The 16,682-nt window shown below is 47.3% G+C and carries 15 protein-coding genes and 1 tRNA gene; 8 read left to right on the forward strand and 8 right to left on the reverse strand.

Annotation, left to right across the window (positions count from 1 at the left end):
• Positions 1 to 346 precede the first annotated feature (346 nt).
• Positions 347 to 2,260: a mechanosensitive ion channel family protein gene (locus PsW64_RS24595; RefSeq protein ID WP_082831220.1), complete on the forward strand. Its 1,914-nt coding sequence runs from the start codon at positions 347 to 349 to the stop codon at positions 2,258 to 2,260.
• A gap of 147 nt (positions 2,261 to 2,407) precedes the next feature.
• Here the strand turns inward: PsW64_RS24595 and PsW64_RS24600 are convergent, their stop codons facing one another.
• From PsW64_RS24600 to PsW64_RS24610, 3 genes are all read right to left on the reverse strand, one after another.
• Positions 2,408 to 3,055 carry a PopZ family protein gene (locus tag PsW64_RS24600; protein ID WP_063305323.1) on the reverse strand — a complete coding sequence of 216 codons (648 nt, stop codon included), beginning with the start codon at positions 3,053 to 3,055 and terminating at the stop codon, positions 2,408 to 2,410.
• A gap of 221 nt (positions 3,056 to 3,276) precedes the next feature.
• Positions 3,277 to 4,644: a TolC family outer membrane protein gene (locus PsW64_RS24605; protein ID WP_063292423.1), complete on the reverse strand. Its 1,368-nt coding sequence runs from the start codon at positions 4,642 to 4,644 to the stop codon at positions 3,277 to 3,279.
• A gap of 459 nt (positions 4,645 to 5,103) precedes the next feature.
• Positions 5,104 to 5,763 (reverse strand): protein-L-isoaspartate O-methyltransferase family protein, encoded by a 660-nt coding sequence (locus PsW64_RS24610; protein ID WP_057464431.1) that lies wholly within the window; start codon positions 5,761 to 5,763, stop codon positions 5,104 to 5,106.
• Between the two features lie 302 nt (positions 5,764 to 6,065).
• Here PsW64_RS24610 and PsW64_RS24615 point away from each other — a divergent pair.
• The 3 genes from PsW64_RS24615 (at position 6,066) to PsW64_RS24625 (ending at position 7,695) form a co-directional block, all read left to right on the forward strand.
• A tRNA-Cys gene (locus PsW64_RS24615) sits at positions 6,066 to 6,139 on the forward strand.
• A 533-nt stretch (positions 6,140 to 6,672) separates the two neighbouring features.
• Positions 6,673 to 7,338: a ParA family protein gene (locus tag PsW64_RS24620; protein ID WP_063305324.1), complete on the forward strand. Its 666-nt coding sequence runs from the start codon at positions 6,673 to 6,675 to the stop codon at positions 7,336 to 7,338.
• A gap of 9 nt (positions 7,339 to 7,347) precedes the next feature.
• Positions 7,348 to 7,695, forward strand: coding sequence for a hypothetical protein (locus tag PsW64_RS24625; protein ID WP_063305325.1), 348 nt, complete (start codon positions 7,348 to 7,350; stop codon positions 7,693 to 7,695).
• A gap of 37 nt (positions 7,696 to 7,732) precedes the next feature.
• Here PsW64_RS24625 and PsW64_RS24630 read toward each other — a convergent pair whose 3' ends face one another.
• Both PsW64_RS24630 and PsW64_RS24635 read right to left on the reverse strand, forming a co-directional pair.
• Positions 7,733 to 8,533 (reverse strand): DNA adenine methylase, encoded by an 801-nt coding sequence (locus tag PsW64_RS24630; RefSeq protein WP_063305326.1) that lies wholly within the window; start codon positions 8,531 to 8,533, stop codon positions 7,733 to 7,735.
• Positions 8,534 to 8,972: 439 nt separating this feature from the next.
• Entirely contained in the window at positions 8,973 to 9,695 is a 723-nt protein-coding gene (locus PsW64_RS24635; RefSeq protein ID WP_063305327.1) for an adenylate/guanylate cyclase domain-containing protein, read from the reverse strand.
• Between the two features lie 334 nt (positions 9,696 to 10,029).
• Here PsW64_RS24635 and PsW64_RS24640 point away from each other — a divergent pair, with 334 nt between their 5' ends.
• From PsW64_RS24640 to PsW64_RS24650, 3 genes are all read left to right on the forward strand, one after another.
• Positions 10,030 to 10,722: an adenylate/guanylate cyclase domain-containing protein gene (locus PsW64_RS24640; protein ID WP_063305328.1), complete on the forward strand. Its 693-nt coding sequence runs from the start codon at positions 10,030 to 10,032 to the stop codon at positions 10,720 to 10,722.
• Positions 10,723 to 10,807: 85 nt separating this feature from the next.
• Positions 10,808 to 11,722, forward strand: a complete 915-nt coding sequence (locus PsW64_RS24645; RefSeq protein WP_063305329.1) for a TIR domain-containing protein — start codon at positions 10,808 to 10,810, stop codon at positions 11,720 to 11,722.
• 506 nt (positions 11,723 to 12,228) lie between these two features.
• Positions 12,229 to 12,633, forward strand: coding sequence for an HIT family protein (locus PsW64_RS24650; protein ID WP_063305330.1), 405 nt, complete (start codon positions 12,229 to 12,231; stop codon positions 12,631 to 12,633).
• Between the two features lie 373 nt (positions 12,634 to 13,006).
• Here the strand turns inward: PsW64_RS24650 and PsW64_RS24655 are convergent, their stop codons facing one another.
• From PsW64_RS24655 to PsW64_RS24665, 3 genes are all read right to left on the reverse strand, one after another.
• Positions 13,007 to 13,717 carry an adenylate/guanylate cyclase domain-containing protein gene (locus PsW64_RS24655; protein ID WP_063305331.1) on the reverse strand — a complete coding sequence of 237 codons (711 nt, stop codon included), beginning with the start codon at positions 13,715 to 13,717 and terminating at the stop codon, positions 13,007 to 13,009.
• A gap of 1 nt (position 13,718) precedes the next feature.
• Positions 13,719 to 14,624 (reverse strand): cyclic nucleotide-binding domain-containing protein, encoded by a 906-nt coding sequence (locus PsW64_RS24660; RefSeq protein WP_063305332.1) that lies wholly within the window; start codon positions 14,622 to 14,624, stop codon positions 13,719 to 13,721.
• A 1,177-nt stretch (positions 14,625 to 15,801) separates the two neighbouring features.
• Positions 15,802 to 16,026: a hypothetical protein gene (locus PsW64_RS24665; protein ID WP_063305333.1), complete on the reverse strand. Its 225-nt coding sequence runs from the start codon at positions 16,024 to 16,026 to the stop codon at positions 15,802 to 15,804.
• A 290-nt stretch (positions 16,027 to 16,316) separates the two neighbouring features.
• On the opposite strand from PsW64_RS24665, the gene PsW64_RS24670 reads away from it, so the two are divergent.
• A complete protein-coding gene (locus PsW64_RS24670; protein ID WP_063305334.1) occupies positions 16,317 to 16,553 on the forward strand; it encodes a hypothetical protein in 237 nt (78 codons plus the stop codon).
• Positions 16,554 to 16,682 lie beyond the last annotated feature (129 nt).

A 16,682-nucleotide genomic window follows, 5' to 3' on the forward strand; every position in this document is an offset into this window, starting at 1 on the left:
CAAGCTGTAAAGGGCTTAGCACTGGAATGCTACGGGGAAAAGGCCAGAACGAGGCAAACACGCGGCAATCGCTGAGGAATCTCAGCTAACCCACAGGCGTTGCGCGAATGCCACGATAACCCACAGGCAAATTTTACTTAAATAACAAGGCTTGGATTGTCCAAATGGTCTTGAGTGGCTGGTTTCATAGAGCAGGAAGCAGCCAACAACCGAGACCTCAATGCAACCAGAGCAACAGCCCTCGATAACCCAGCAACAACAGCCACACCGGGCCTCCAGTGTGCTTTGCGTTGGTTTGCGTTATTTGTGCGTTACACGCGTTTTTTTTGCGTTTCTTTGCGTTCTTTTGTTTCTGACACTCCCGAGCCAGGCCCCTGCACAATCTCTCTACCAGAAGTACATCAAACAGCAGCAAAAGGAGATCCTGAAAGCTCCCTCTGAAAAGCCAGAGATGCCATCTGACGAAAACGGCATGCCTGAGACACTGCGCATGCCGGCAATGCCTCTGATGGAGTTTCGCGCCAAAGACATTATCGGCATGTTCCCTCTTGCACCTGCCGACACCAGCTCTCCAAGAGCAACGCTGGACAGCTTCCTCGATATCATGGAGGAAACAAACCACCTCATTCAGGAAGCTTACGAAGAAAACACAGGTATGGGTGCGTTCTCCATGGAAACGCTCGGCATGAGCAAAAACCATGAGCACATTCAGAACCAGATCCATCTCGCCGAGATTCTTCTGGAGCGTGCCAGAGGCTGCTTTGATCTTTCCGGCCTCCCCAGCGCAACACGTCAGCAAACGTCACTGGAGTTGGTCCTGCAGCTCAAAGAGATTCTGGACCGCATCCCGCTTCCCCCCTTCCCGGATATCCCCGGAACGGCAGCAGGCACCTACGACTTCAATCAGGCCGATTTGGAAAGCTCCTGGACGATCCCCTTCACCCAAATCGTCATCACCAAGATGACAGAGGGACCGCAGCAAGGAGACTATGTCTTCTCAGCAGAAACAGTGGACCGGATCCCGGAGTTTTATGAGGAAGTCAAAGCGCTCCCGTCCCGCTCCTCCATTCCGCAAGACCTTTACCACTTCTTTGCCAGCAGTCCCGGGCACCTGCTTCCGCCAGCCTGGTTCTCGTTGATTGAAAGCCAACCTCCATGGCTACTGGAACTGTATTATGGACAGGCCGTCTGGCAGTGGTTCGCGCTGATCCTGATCACAGCAATCGCCGCCGTCATTCTTTTCTTCTTCGTCACCACCATGCGGCGCTTACCAGATCGCAAGAAGCCGGTTCGGCGGCAAGTGCTCAGCATCATCACTTCCGGCGTCATCGTCGGCTCTCTCATTTTCCTGCGTTATTTGGCTGACTATCAAATCAATATCGGTGGCCCGGTTCTGCAAGTCTATGACCTGACCATCGAAACGCTCGTCTGGATTGGCGGTGCAGTCATCATTTACAAAGTCCTGCGCCTCCTGAGCGAGCTGGTGCTGCTCAAGAACCGAGGCGTAGCCTCCATCGACCGCAGCATCATCCGCACAGCAACGCAGTTCTTCGCCATCCTGTGCGCTCTCATTCTGCTCACGTACGGCGCAACCCGCCTGAACATCCCGCTCTACGGCATCATCGCAGGTATCAGTGTTGGCGGCCTCGCAATCGCCCTGGCCGCTCAACCCACGCTCGAAAACCTCCTCGGCGGCCTGATCCTCTATGCAGACGGCATTGTCCGTGTCGGAGATTATTGCGAATTCAACAAGGTCCGCGGTCACGTAACATCCATCGGCATGCGCTCAACTCGGATCAGAACCAAAGACAGAACGCTGGTAACCATCCCTAATGCAGACCTTGCAAAAATGAACTTCCTGAACTTCACATTAAAAGATCATTTTCGTGTCGTTCAACACTTCTCATTAGAGTTCGATACAACAGCAGAACAACTAGAGGCCGTCATCTCCAAAATAAAGCAAATGCTAGCCGAACACCCACTCTCTCTGCCAGACGCTTCAAAAGTTCTGCTGGAAGAGATAGACGAAAACGGCTTCTCAATTCTCGTCGAAAATGGTGTCAAAGCATCAAGCCGGGATGAATACCTCGCTATTCAGGAGGATATTCTTATCTGCATACTCAAGCTTATTTCAGACGAAAACATCAAGGTCGCCCATCCTTTCATCAGTAGTTATGGCGATGTTAGAGATACACCCAAAACCAGAAAAGGCCCGATTGCAAAAGCAAAGTCTCGGAAAAAAAAGAAAAACCAAGTATGAAACCGTAACATACATCTACAGAGCATATTTGAGCGACAAATACCCAAACAGCCCACACCACAGATCAGTTTTGACACGGTTTTCTTAGAAAGAGTAGCAGAGAGCGGATGTGTGAAGGGGAGAACTTCTCCCCTCACATCCAGAGGATTATTTGCGTGAGATGCGATCGATCTCTTGGCGCACAAGCCGCTCCACCACGCTTGGCAGATGCTGGTCGAGCCAGCCTTTCAGCATTGGGCGCAGCATCTCAGCCACGAGGTCTTCCAGCGTACGGGCGTTCTTGGATAGCACCGTGTTGGCAAGACCGTTAAAGGCGCTGGACACAACTTCGTCCGTCGCGCTTGAAATAAGTGTTTCCGCCGGGCTTTTTGCATCAGATGGCTCAAGAATGTCATCTTGCCCCATGCTGCCCAGCCCAAACGCTTCAGGTCCCGGCTGATCAAGAAAAGCGATGTCTCCATCCTCTTCCTTGTCTTCATCAGCAAGACCTTCGATAATTTTCAATGAGGAGGATTGCTCGTCGATCTGCTCTTTTTGCGTCAGCTCCAGAACGTCTGGTTCCGCATCCTTCACCACTTCTGGCTCAGGAGTTGGAGCAGGCTCCATTTCCGCTGGCGCATCATCAAAGAGTTTATCTAGATCGTCCTGTGATAATTCGCGACCCGCGTCCGCGTCACTCAATGCAGCATCTGTCATCTGTTCTGCGCCACTTGCTTCGTCATCCGAAATAATCTTGCGGATCGAGCTCAGGATATCCTCCATGGAAGGCTCGTTACCCTGTGAGACAGCTCCCATGTATGTGCTCCACTTCTAATCGCGTCTAATCCGCCGGCTTTCCGACTCAGTTCATTAATAAATACTTACTTAAATATAAGAGAAAAGCGGTCCCGCCTGACACCCGCATATTCTGCAAAATGCCAATTCCCACAAGGAAAACGAGCAATTTTGAAAATGCGGCAACAAAAAAGGGAGCCCGTGAGGCTCCCTTCTCCAAAATTTCATTATATCAGAGGAGCTTAACGCCCATCCGGGGTCCGCAGACCAATCCACTTATCACGTACCAGACGGTAGTGTTCAGTTGGATCATAACGCGCACCGGTCAATGCCAGGCTGTTATAGTCGAGACGACCAACAGAGGAAAGAACCGCATAAGCAGCAACCACACGGTCACGCTGCGCTGTCACCAATGTTACACGCGCATCCACCAGATCACTCTGTGTATCCAGAACATCAAGTGTGGTCCGCTGACCAACACGCTGCTCTTCAATCACGCCTTCCAAAGCAAGACGAGCCGCAGCAACCTGTGCTTCAGCTGCCGTAATGGAAGCGATCGATGCATTCAGCTGCCCCCAGGAGGAGATCGCCTGAGCACGGATGCTATCACGGGACACATCAACCAAAATCTCGGTGCGGCCCAGATCTTCTTTAGACTGGCGCACAACAGAGTATTCGCTACCATTCTGGTAGATAGGAACAGTCACACGACCAAAAATAGATGCTGTTCTGGTCGGCTTTCCAGACACGCCAGGAAGGTTGTTGTCGCTATAGGACAATGTTCCCTGAACATCAGCAGTCGGAAGCAATACACCCTCAGCAGTTTTCACTGCAAACTGAGCGGCATCAACCAGAAACTGAGAAGACTGGATCGCAGGATGCTCTTCCTGACCAATAGAGATTGCAGAAGAAACAGTCTTCGGCAACAAGCTTGTCACATTGGTGCGAGCGCTCAGGTTTTTGGGATCAATGCCAATCACCTGACGGAAAATCGCACGACTTGTGTTCAGGTTTGCCAGCGCTGTGTTCAGTGTGGACTGCGCACGAGCACGACCTGATTCAGCCTGAGAAACATCCGTCCGCGTACCTTCGCCCACATTAAAGCGATCTTTAGAGGCCCGAACCTGCTCTTCCTGGAATTTCAAATCACTCCGACGCAAAGACACAAGCGCGGTATCGCGAATGACGTCCATGTATGCGGTCGCAGCTTGGAAAAGCGCAGTCTGCTCTGCTGTACGCAAATCTTCACGCTGAGCACGAACAATAGCTTCAGCCTGACGGGTAGAGTTCACAGTCCGGAAACCACGGAACAGCGGCTGAGTAACCTGCAAGGATGCTGTATACTCATTACGGTTTCGGTTAGTGCCCTGTGTCTCCTGCCACTGGTAACCATAATTACCACTGGCAATAATGCTTGGGCGCCATCCGGCCAAAGCCTGTGGCACACCTTCATCTGTCGCACGAAGCTGAGCGCGTGATGCGTTTAATGTCGGGTTATTCTGATAGGTAGCAGCCAATGCCTCTTTAATTGAAAGAGCATTCGCGCCTTGAGCACTCACAAGCAAGCCGACTACTGCAACTGCACCCGTTAACGTTTTCCGAGAAACCACTTTATATGCCTCAAACAGGGTCAATCTTACGAACCGCAAACCCAACACACTCGCCGAAATGTATATCTTATTCGGCGTTTTCCGAAACCGGCGATCAAGCCGATTTTGGAAAAAAATAAATACTGCGACGAACAGGCAACATCTTATCGATACAATTACCTAGCCCAATCGCAGAATATCATTCCCCGGAGGCACACTAATAGAACCATTAAGTTTTTACTACCGTTTTTTCACCCAATGATTGAAACGTGGATATCTCTACATCATTGATAGAAAAGACAGCAGCAGCAGCCAGTTCTTATTTTACCCCACCAGAGTTTGAAGTGCTTTAAACCAGCATTGGGACAAAACTGTAATTCACATCACGAAAACGGAAATTCATCACAACACTTCACAGAAAAACAAAAAAAGGCGAAGGTTCCCCCTCGCCTCACATTTCTATACCTGAGTTGCAAGCGTTTAGAATTCAAAGACTTCCGGCTTCTCAAATCCTGGAAGCGCACATGCATGCGCATTAAACGCAAACACAGAACTCACATTGCCGCCAGACTTGGTGTAAAGCCGCGCAACACCTGCATTGCTCTCCCCCTCAACCACAACAAGACGACCCTCGTCTTTTAGCTGAGCAGTTAACGCTTCTGGCAGCTCTTCAACGGAACCGTTCACCAGAATAACATCATAAGGCGCATCAGCCGCATAACCCTTGGCCAGATCGCCATCAATCACAGCAGCATTTTCAATGCCCAGCTGTTCAAGATTCGCTGAAGCCGCCTCGGACAGCGCTACATCAACTTCCAGACCAACAACAGCCTCAGCAAGATAGGAAACGATCGCCACGCCATAACCAGAGGCAGCACCAACCACCAGAACTACATCCTTGGCAGTGATATCAGCCAGCTGAACAAGACGACCAAAGATGTGCGGCTTGAGCATTTTACGCTCGCCTTTTTCATCAACGGCTACATCTTCATCAATATAGGCCAGCTCCTGCAGGTTTTCCGGAACAAACTTTTCGCGAGGCACCTTGCCCATAGCACCAATAATGCGCAGGTCTGTAATATCATTGGTCCGCAGCTGATTGTCGACCATCAGTGTTCTTTGTTCCGCGAAGTTGACCATCCTGTCCTCACTGTCTCGCAAGATTCTTTGGCTGAGAAATATCGCTCATGCACCACAAACACAAGCTGCCATATCCGTAAAAATAAACAGTTCCCTCTGTTGTTTTTCTATTTTTGAACTTTGCGGTGCAAATACGAGCCTTTTCACCATGCTGGAAGAAAAACTGAGGCTCATCCAGAAAGCTACTCACTTAGGTAAACCCCATAGATTTCGGTGTTTTACACAAGAGTGATCGTGGAAAGTTAATTTGCCCGCTTGACTATCCGCCCCAAATATCAGAAAAGCCCCTCACACCACAGCGGGGCCTCTTGGCGGAGTGGTGACGCAGCGGATTGCAAATCCGTGTACGCCGGTTCGATTCCGGCAGAGGCCTCCACTTTCTTTTCCTGACATTGTTATTGTTTATCTTATTGGGGTTTTTCCCTCACGTTTTTCGTGATGGAACCAAGGTGAGGGATTCTTGCCCCCAAAATTGCGCTCTGCTACCCTCCCAAACTTCCTGTCAGGAGAGATCATTTGGAGCACGAGCAATGGAAAACCGTCCAGTCACTTTGGCAGACTTAAAAGAACTCGACGCTCCGGTTCGCGCTCACTGCAATAACTGCCAGAACGCTGATTACGTTTCCACTGAGGGAATGCCCGAGGATACAATCGTAATTTATATTGCTCGGAAGCTGCGTTGCTCGCGCTGCGGAGCCAAGGACGTTACATCCCGTCCTTGCTACCAGCACATGGTGCCGCAACATCCCCAAGAGACCTCTCAACGGTAATCAGCCGTAACTAACATTCGTAAACTGTTATCTGCTTACGGCTCTCGATTACCTGTTCCCCATTAATTGTCGCGGATTGCCTGTTATCTGGCGGCTAAATACCATTGTCCAGCAATTATCTTTTATTGAGGGGCACAACATGGCGCATACGATTTCAGCTATTCAGCAGAAAGGTGGCTGCGGCAAGTCCACCTTGATAATTTCTCTTGCGAGCATTCTCGCTGGAGAAGGCCACAACATCATCATTCCAGACACTGACACACTCCGCTCTTCCTCACTTTGGGCAGAGCAAGAAGTCTTAGATCGCGGTAATATTGATTTCCTCCGCGAGACAAACGACAACGCAATCACCGGACTGCTGCAAGAGCTTGAGGGTGAATACGATTACACTCTTGTAGACACCGCAGGCTTTAACTCACGTATCGCTGCGTACATCGCAGCTGCTAGTGACCTGGTCTTAATCCCCTGCTCTACAACCGTTGCCGATATTGAGGGAGCAGTAAACACCCAGCGTTTCCTCTCGAAACTGAGTGCGAAGACAGGCAAGCCAATCACAAGCGCAGTGGTAAGGACGGACTTTGACCGCAACACCCGCAATGTTGACGACATCACAAACGAGCTATCTGATGAATCGACTCTCGACGTTCTGGACACCATCCTCTGGCACACCACAACATTCAAGACTGCAATGAACACGGGAGACGCCATCAAAGGCCGAGCCAAGGTCTACACCCAGGAACTCGTAGGAGAGTTACGGACAAAGCGCCTCATTCCTCCTGCAATCGTTCGGAAAGCAGCAGCGTGAGGTTGAGCTATGGGAGACTATAAAGCGAAGCGACAGCTCATTAATCGAGACACGAGCACAGTTGAGCAAGCTCCAGAAGCCGCTGTAAAGCCCACTGAGAGCTCATCCATCCAAGACATCATCGCACAGCTAGTGAATGACCGACCAAGCGAGCATGAGGCCATGCTGAGCGCCTTGCGCAAATCTGAGAGGGGCAGCGTCGCCTACTCTCTCGTTCCAATCCCTATCATTGAGATGATTGAAGCTCGCCGCAAAGAACTGAAACTGGGCAAGAAGGAATATTTCTACCACTTGCTGCGAGAAGACGGCTTACCCGTTCCCACCCTAGAAGAACTTGACGCCCGCAATCGGCGATGATTGCGAGCGTCAAAGTTTGTCATATTGGATTGTTAAGCTAATTGGAGATGATCAGCTCAGAAACCTGCTTACCCGCACCTTTCGCAATGGAATAGTTCAGGCTGACAACATCCTGCTGAAAGCCGTCAAAGGTCTGTCGCGTTTCGTCTCTATCATTCAGCGAGAGAATGAAACGACCTGCGATTTTGCAAAGCCGTTCTGCCATCTCCGCAAAGTCGGAGCGCTCAAATACCCCCTTGCCGTAATCTGTCTCACCACCCCAGTAAGGCGGATCGAGATAGAACAACGTCTGCTCTCCATCATAACGCTCTATGCAAGCACGCCAGTCCAAGTTTTCTATGGTCACTGCAGACAGCCTGTCTGCAACCTTCTCTATGTTACTCAGAACACGCTTTACGTTAAAGCGAGATGGCCGCTCTATCGCAGTCCCAAACGACTGTCCCACAGACTTACCACCAAATGCGAGCCGTTGGAGGTAATAGAAGCGAACAGCCTTTTGAATGTCAGTCAGATAATCCAGTCCACTATCTTTGAGCGCTTCAAATTCCTCACGTGAGGCAAACATGTATTCCAGGCTTCGCAAGAACTCAGCCTTGTGTGAGCGCAAAACACGAAAGAACGTGACAAGCTCACTATTTATATCGTTAATCACTTCGCATTTGGTGACAGAGCTTCTCTTGAAAAACACCCCACCCATTCCGCAGAACACATCCACATAACTCTGGTGCGGGGTCTGATTGATCTTACCGACAATACGAGCAGCAAGCTGGCTTTTGCCGCCAAGATAGGGTGCCACCGGTTCAGCGTTGACCGGAGCGACTTCTCCAAACAAGTTCATATTGAAGTTTACTCTCAAGCTATGGCAAGATTTCCCAACCATACAATTAACAATGTATGGCTTGGTGGGAATGAGCCTTTCAGCTTGCTTAACGCTCTCACGGACTGATTTGACAAGGCCCGTGGATTGACGTGTTTACGCACGTCGTTCTTCCCACCAATACTCTGATGGGTATCGAGAAGAGAGGGATCATGGGAAATGGTAACTTGTGACAATCTGATTAAGTGACCTGAGCCTGACGTTCCCTCCAAGTATTGTGAGGATCCCAAATCGAGACTAGGTTCAACACCGCCTGAAAGGTCGAGCTAAGTAGAGAGTATCCATTTGTCACGAGCGGCATGCTAGCACCTGTGCAGGAAGAGCACATAAAGTACGGCGTGATCATTGTGAAGCAAAGTTGTACGCGATTGCTAACGCTTACGTTAATATTCTAGCAGGTTCAGTTCAAACTAGGTTTCCGCCAGTAGCCAGAGCGGTATATGCTAATTTCTTCACCGCAATAGCGCCAGGTGCGAGCTTCCCAAATGCCATCAGATCCATCGACCTTTCGTTTTGTCGCAGCGCTAGCTTTATCGTAAACACTCTTGGTTACATATGTCGTATTGCTACCTTCCCTCAGGTCGCTCAATTTTGCAGCTAAGTTTGGCGCTCGGCCAATCGAAATTAGCTCATTGCTTCCATAGATACCCCCTCGAACAAGAAACACCGTCCCTTGGTCAATCCCGGTCGCGTGGTGAATTTTGAAGTCTGCATTCTCTACTGAATAGTATTTCATCTCAAATTTTGGGCGGATTAGTTGAGTGACGGCATAGGCAATTGCGAAAGAACACTGAACTGCTGAGGTGTTCTTGGAGTTACCCATGAATCCCCCCATCACTCTATCACCATCAAAACTCATTATTCTCCCACCAAAGTGCCTTATCAGCCTTGAAGACACTGCCAAATATGACTTTAAAATCTTCGCCGTTACACGGCGATCAAGAGTTTTTGCCATTTTCGAAGAGTTTGCGAGATCAGTGTAAAGATAGGTCGCTTCTATCTCCACAGCACCATTGCTGAGTGTAATATCGTCTGAGACGGGGACTTTGCTCCCTACACGTTTGTTCCAATCAGCATTGCAAATCTTATTTACATCCGAGAAGATTTCATCATCAATTGGCATGTGATTACCCAATAAAAAGCTGAGGCAGCATAGCCTCCCAAAAGCACCAAAGCGCGGAATAAGACCATAGAGCGTTTCGTCCGTTAATCGTTTTCTGACACGAATCCGACATTACAATGTGTCTTTTTAATTGCACTTGGCAAAACCAGAAACCGGTGGCAAACTCCTATACTGAAGCCTCGCTAACAACGGTACAACCAGCATAACCTCCACATTTGCAACAAGATAAAACAAGACAATGCGCTATACATACAGTTAGTTTCAGAATGAATATTTTTCTAATCCACTAAATGCCCTTCCCAAATATGCGGCTTACAATATTGGAATTATCAATATGGGTTTAAAAGCCGACCTCGAGAATGAGGTCAAAAAAATATATTCCTCTACTTGGCAAAGAAGAAATGGGCAAATAGTCCCCGAAGATACCAATTTAAGATCTGGGAATGATGCCGTAGATCTTGAGGCTACCATACTTTATGCGGATCTAGATGAATCGACGAAGTTAGTAGATAACTACAAAGATGAATTTGCGGCCGAAAACTACAAGACCTTCTTACAATGCGCCACAAAAATTATTCGTAGTGAAGGCGGACACATTCGCTCTTTCGATGGAGATCGAGTGATGGGAATTTACATCGGAAATTCGAAAAACACGTCAGCTGTCCGTAGTGGTCTGAAAATCAACTACGCCGTCAAGAAAATTATTCAACCAAGAATGAATGCTCAATACAATACAAAGTACATAATGAAGCACGTAACAGGCATTGATTCAACAAAGGTAATGGTGGCCAAAGCCGGAATTAGAAACTCAAACGATCTAGTTTGGATTGGTAAGGCCGCTAACCACGCAGCTAAGCTTTCAGCTTTGTCAGCTGACTATCCAACTTGGATTTCTGACAAGGTTTATGACAATATGCACGATTCCGTAAAATACGCTGATGAAAAAAATATGTGGGGCCAGCGAGAATGGGCAGCTCAAAAAAACAGGCGTATCTATAGGTCAACCTATTGGTGGAGTATTGACTAGTTCGTTCATGGATAGTCAAATGTGCTTTCAATTTGGCCGATTTAGCACAAGCAAAATATGTTGAGAAATTAATTGAGATAAAACTATGATTGAGCGTTTTGAAGGCGAAACAGGTATGAGGCTTCTCGTTGAGGCCCTACAAATGAACAAGATGGTCAGGGGCAATGTCAAAATCGCTCAAGAATTGGCCAAAAAAATCGTTTTAGAAAAAGTGTCAGCTGGAGATGAACTCATCCAACAAGACACCGAAACGAATGATATTTATTTCATTATCTCTGGTTCATTGAGCATAATTGTGAATGGGCAACAAATTGCCATCCGCGGCCCCAACGATCACATTGGTGAAATGGCGGCGATTCAACCTACACAAAAACGTTCTGCAACAGTTCAAGCCGTTGAGCAATGTCTAGTCGCAAAAATCACCGAAGCGGATTTTAGTCATCTGGCAAAGAATAATGCTGAACTATACAAGTCCATTGCTCAAGAATTGGCTCGGCGTCTTCAAGAACGCAACAAGCTAGTTACCACTCATCATGAGCAGATAAGAGTTTTTATCATTTCTTCGGTTGAAGCCTTAGAGGTTGCGCAAGCAATTCAAGCTGCCTTTGAACATGAGAAATTTACTTGTACAGTTTGGACAGACGGTGTTTTCCGTGCGACCAGCTATGCTGTTACTGCGCTGGAAGAAGCTATTGATAACTCTGACTTTGCAATAGCTATCGCACATGCTGACGATGTGGCTACCATACGAGGTCAAGATTGGCCCTCTCCTCGGGACAATGTTATTTTTGAACTAGGCCTGTTTATGGGGCGACTTGGCCGTTCTCGTGCAATTCTAATGGAGCCAAGAGAGGGAAAACTAAAACTTCCAAGCGATATGGCTGGTATTACAACAATTCCATATCGCTTTGAAGCTGGAAAAGACATGCAAGCATTGATTGGCCCAGCATGCCAAAAGCTTCGTCTACACATTAATGAGTTGGGCCCATACAACGGCTAGTTATTTGATTAAGCTTCCTCACCACTTTTTAAAAAGCTGAGGACAGAGGCGGCTCCGCTTGTGAAACGATTGAACGTTGTCTGCAAGTGGGTCCGCTTAATAACCTAGAAGCATAGCTGTTCGGTGGAGAGTTTGGCTTTCACAGCTCGCAAATGTCTGGTTTTGGTCAACACTGTCTGTCCATTCCTAACTGTGGGGACTTGAGATCATCGAGGCTCGGGCTTGAGATTATCGAGATTTTGGGCTCAAATTATTTGAGACTGTAATTCCGGTTGGGCTCAGATTAAATGAGAATGGGATCAAGATACGTGAGACAGGCGCACATTACTGAGACTCAATACAAAACACTGAGAACCAAAGGGTTTGCAAAGTAGCGCCGTTTTCTCCGGAAGTGACAGAAAAAGACTATGCTGACCAATCGGAGGTCGATATTTCGCGATGGCCAATGCATTTGAATGCAGAGCTTCGACCTAGCAACAATACGTTGAGTTGGTTTAGTTTAAGCAATGACCTGTATATTTTGCGCAATCGCTGCTGGTGAAGCTCCAGCGTATATTCTTTGTCGGAACCATCTCGTTCTGGCTTTTCTTTCACTCGAAGGGCATCCACTCATTGTCCCACGCTGTCATTTATCAGGTCTAAATGATCTTGATGATCAGACCGCTGCTGCACTCTTTCAGATGGCAACGAGGGTTTCACGCGCATTACGTACGGCAAAAGGCTGCGATGGAATTAATTTGATCCTATCCGATGGCGTCGCAGCAGGTCAGGATGTTTTTCACGCACATCTACATGTAAAGCCGCGATGGAGCGGAGACGAAGTCATTCTGCGTTGGGACACTAGCACTGCACCAGAAACAAGACGTTCAGAGTTAGCAGCTGCGCTGCAAACACAGCTTTCTGCCTTGTAGGAGTTTGTTGTAGTCGAAAGTCAGATGATTTATGCAATTGACCCAAGAACCTACGCTTTTCTTGCAACCCAAGAGCGAGCCTGAACAGTGCGGGTTGAACATAAGAAAACCCGTTGCGAAAATCATCGCAAGGTTGCTTCATACCTCTGGTTTTTTCTTGCGGGTCTGCGTGGGCTTGGAGGGGGATGTGCTTTAACTGATCGGCATCAGTCTTATGATGCTACGCCCAGTCTCAGGAATGTGAGCCTGTCTCACATAATGTGCGCTTGTTCTCAGATAACTTGAGCCCACCTGGATTTATAGTCTCAAATAATCTGAGCCCGAAATCGCGATGATCTCAAGTCCACCACATTGTGATCTCAAGTCCCTACACCTATGGCCTCCTCCAATGGTTGGTTTTGTAGACCGTTTCCGTCTTCCCAGCGAACTCGAAGGTAGAAGAACTCCACATGTTTTCACCGTCTTTATACTTCGCGTCGTCCGCCAATGCGTTGTAGACTCGTTTCGAGATGAAAGTGTTATAGCCGACCTCTCTAACATCAGACAGTTTTGCTGAAAAACTTGCTGCAGAACCAATCCAGATCAAATCGTTGTTATTCCTTATGCCGGAACGCACTGCGCGAACTTCGCCAAGGTCAATGCCAGAGCAGTTTTGGATTTCAATTCCGTTGTCCCTGATGGATTTGAACTTTTTCTCGGCCGCTGGCTTGATTATTTGTCGAACCGCCCAATGTATTTCCCTTCCACAAATTGACGCATTTGAACTCTTTCTGTCGCCCATGAAGACGCCCATGACGCGGTCACCGTCGAAACTTCTTACTTCACCACCATGCTTAATTATCAAACGTGTCGCACAATCCAGGAAAGAACGAATAACTTTCGCTGTTGTTGACCAAGGACATGCTTGGGAAAGTAGTGCAGACCTCGCAAGGTCTGAATACAAGAATATTGCGTTAACTTTGACGGCACCGTCTTTTAGGGTTACATCTGAAGACGATGGTACGACCCGCCCATCTCTTTGCTGGAAGCTGGTCCCAAAAAGCGTTTCCACCCGTTCTTTCAGAAATGGTTCGTTCACAGCCATATCAGCGCTCGGCCTCTTTTCTTTCCATAAATGCGCAGAGCGCAAGCACACCAATAAAAACCAAAGCCTTCACCAAAAGCACTGCCCAGTCTTCAGTCCCGCTTTCGCGGGACAGGGTGATTTGTAGGCTTCCAAAGCCTTGGCTAGCTTCAAGTGAGAAAAATGAATCGAGTGCAAAAATTCCAATCATTGCTATCAGGGCTACTCCGAAACACCTGCGCCAAAAGAAAGCAGGGTTATGTAACAAAGTAATCAAGAACGAGATCACTCCCCCACCAGCAGTCGTCAGTAACCGCGCCTCTGTCGTCCAAGAATAAGATGAAAGCAGTATCCATGCGAGGATTCCGGCCAACAGTCCGATGCCAACTGAGATAAGAAACCAGACGAACGAAGTGTTTTCTTTTGCAACTTTTGTTGCAGCCAAGCTTTCGCGATGACGCGCTGACATCTCTTTTTGCAACCTGGCTTGAAAGTGCGCATCTCTTGACCAGACTTCTTTGAAGACTGTTCCGGGAACTTTCAAAGTGGCTACCTCGCTGCTCCGAGCAACTATTGTAGCTGTCCTATTGGTGCCGAGGTCAATCGCGGACATCTCTCCTATCTGGTTGGGTGCCTCTCGGATTGACCGCTTTTGGGCCCCTACAACGACATCAACTTCACCAGATAGCAAAAAGTAAACATCAATGTCAGGGCTATCTTGCTGGACGATTGTGTCTCCCACCCTGAAGAACTCGTATTGGCCTTCATCCCAAAATTGCTTAATGATCTCGCTATCTTCGGCGATAATCGCGTTATTGGCTAATGTCATTTTAGCGCGGTTTGGACCGTCGGAATCAGAAAATAATTCTGGAAGTTTCGGTTTTCTACCCCACCCGAACCGTCGAAGAAGTCGTTGTGTCAAATACATTTTCTACTTTCGCATTATCCCTACGGGTGCCAGAGAGACATAAAGTTACATACTGAAAAGACGAAGATTTATGGCTTGTTCTAGTTCAGCAAAATTAAAGATACATGCAGGCGTTGTAAACTAGCCAGAGAAGACAACTCAAACTGCATTCGACAAGGAATAAAATCTCATACTGAGTATGATACTCGGAGTAATTGAACTCTCGCTCTTCTGCTGTGCATTGTGTACGGGCAAACCAAGGAGAGTGAGTGATGGAGGAGATACGGCTCAGCTGTAAAATTGGCAATCAAGCGCCTTCGTTACATGTTGCACATGCGAAGCAGGATGATCAGATTAATGGCAGCTATAGGCTCTGCGAACCCGCCTCATGTCCTGCTCAAATAATCGCATAGATCCATGAAAGATTGCCCACTAAGATACTCAGAATGCTCTCTATGCAGACAACATCAATAACCCTTGATGGAAGCTCTCGAATGGCTGCTCATGGCCCACGTTACGTGATACCTGCGGACATTCGCTCTAGATTTAGTCACTCAATATCTCGCTACGCCCACAAAGTTCAACACAACGTTGGTTGACTACTATAGCCTTGTGGCTCGCCATTATTGTTTTTGAGTCACTCCGCAGGTGCCAAAACTAATCCCTACCTGCCCAAATGGAACTAGCTAGACGTGAGGCACGTCGCCCCCGAAGAGCTACCCATAAAAAGACTTGGCAGCCAATGAAGCCAGTCCAGGCAATCAAGAACTGGGCTCCATTCGCTTCAGTCGCCGCTTCGTACGCGTAAAAAAGAGAACAGATGGAGCCTGCAGTCACCAAACAACAAAGCAGAACCAAGCATGCCTTGTTACACCATGAAACCGATTAGATAGATGCGGAGCAAAAACACTGGTGTTTCGAAAGAATGAGTTTAGCATAGTACCCCCTAATAAATACCCCATCTATTACTGTGAGATGCACTACTCAAAAAATAAACCCATACATTTCATAAGAAATACATTACATTCATACTGCATATTCTCAATATTTCAACAATATTCACATTCATGTTATTTATACATCAGGCGAATACACAAATAATATTAAATAACAACTGACCACCAATTATCAGATAAACTTTATTAGATTAAGTTTATGCATGTATTAATGCTATCCCCGCCGCTGGATAGCGCTATATTTACATAACTACAATTGCGCCATTCCTTAAATTCAAAGCACGACTTTCTTTGTAGATGATTTGATCACATGCTTGCTCTGTTATCGGCTTGACCTCCAAATTATTGCAAACATGCACACTCTCCTCATAAGACAATTCTCTCAGAATGACCAAGGCATGATTGATTGCCTCTTCTTCATTTGCCCCAAGTCCCAGAATAGACGTTCTATAAACTGCAACAAACATGAAAAACTCCTATAAATAACGTGTAAAAAATTTCACACGTATGCATTAGGAACTGATCGCAGCCATTAAGTTACTGGTGAGAATAAGAGGCGAGATAGGGCGGATTCATTTGCTCTCTATTTTGATAGACACTAATCCGTTTCCTCAAATCACGTCATGCGAGTTATTCAATACATCACAACCTATGAGATTAATTGCCCTTAGCTATTATTTAGCGAAAAAGAGCAGCTTGCGATAATTGGTTCAGACCAACATTGTCCGATCAAACGTCATCACCTTTGAGGTCAATTATGTATAACTTCACCAGACCAACTTGTGCGGCGACTGCAATCATTTATCTGGTTGAATTACATCAAGCAGACTTGATGTTTCATGCTGATGATAGCCCTCAAGAGTGCGTATTTGGCAGAGAAATCTCATCAGAAACACTAGAAGTGATGGACCAGTATATGCAAAAAACCCATACATATTTGGAAGATCCGCACGTAATCATCTATGAGCTAAGTAGATCGCCGGACGATTACTGAGACACGATCCAATTCACCTCTGGCTCTTTAAGCAAACATGCGATTTTAATCTTTTTTGTCAATCCTCCAGCCGCATATCACAGCGCCAGCCAAATGGAATTGTCTCATCTCTTTTTTAGAACTCTCGGA

The organism is Pseudovibrio sp. W64, assembly GCF_001623145.1.
In the GTDB taxonomy this organism is placed as follows: Bacteria; Pseudomonadota; Alphaproteobacteria; order Rhizobiales; family Stappiaceae; genus Pseudovibrio.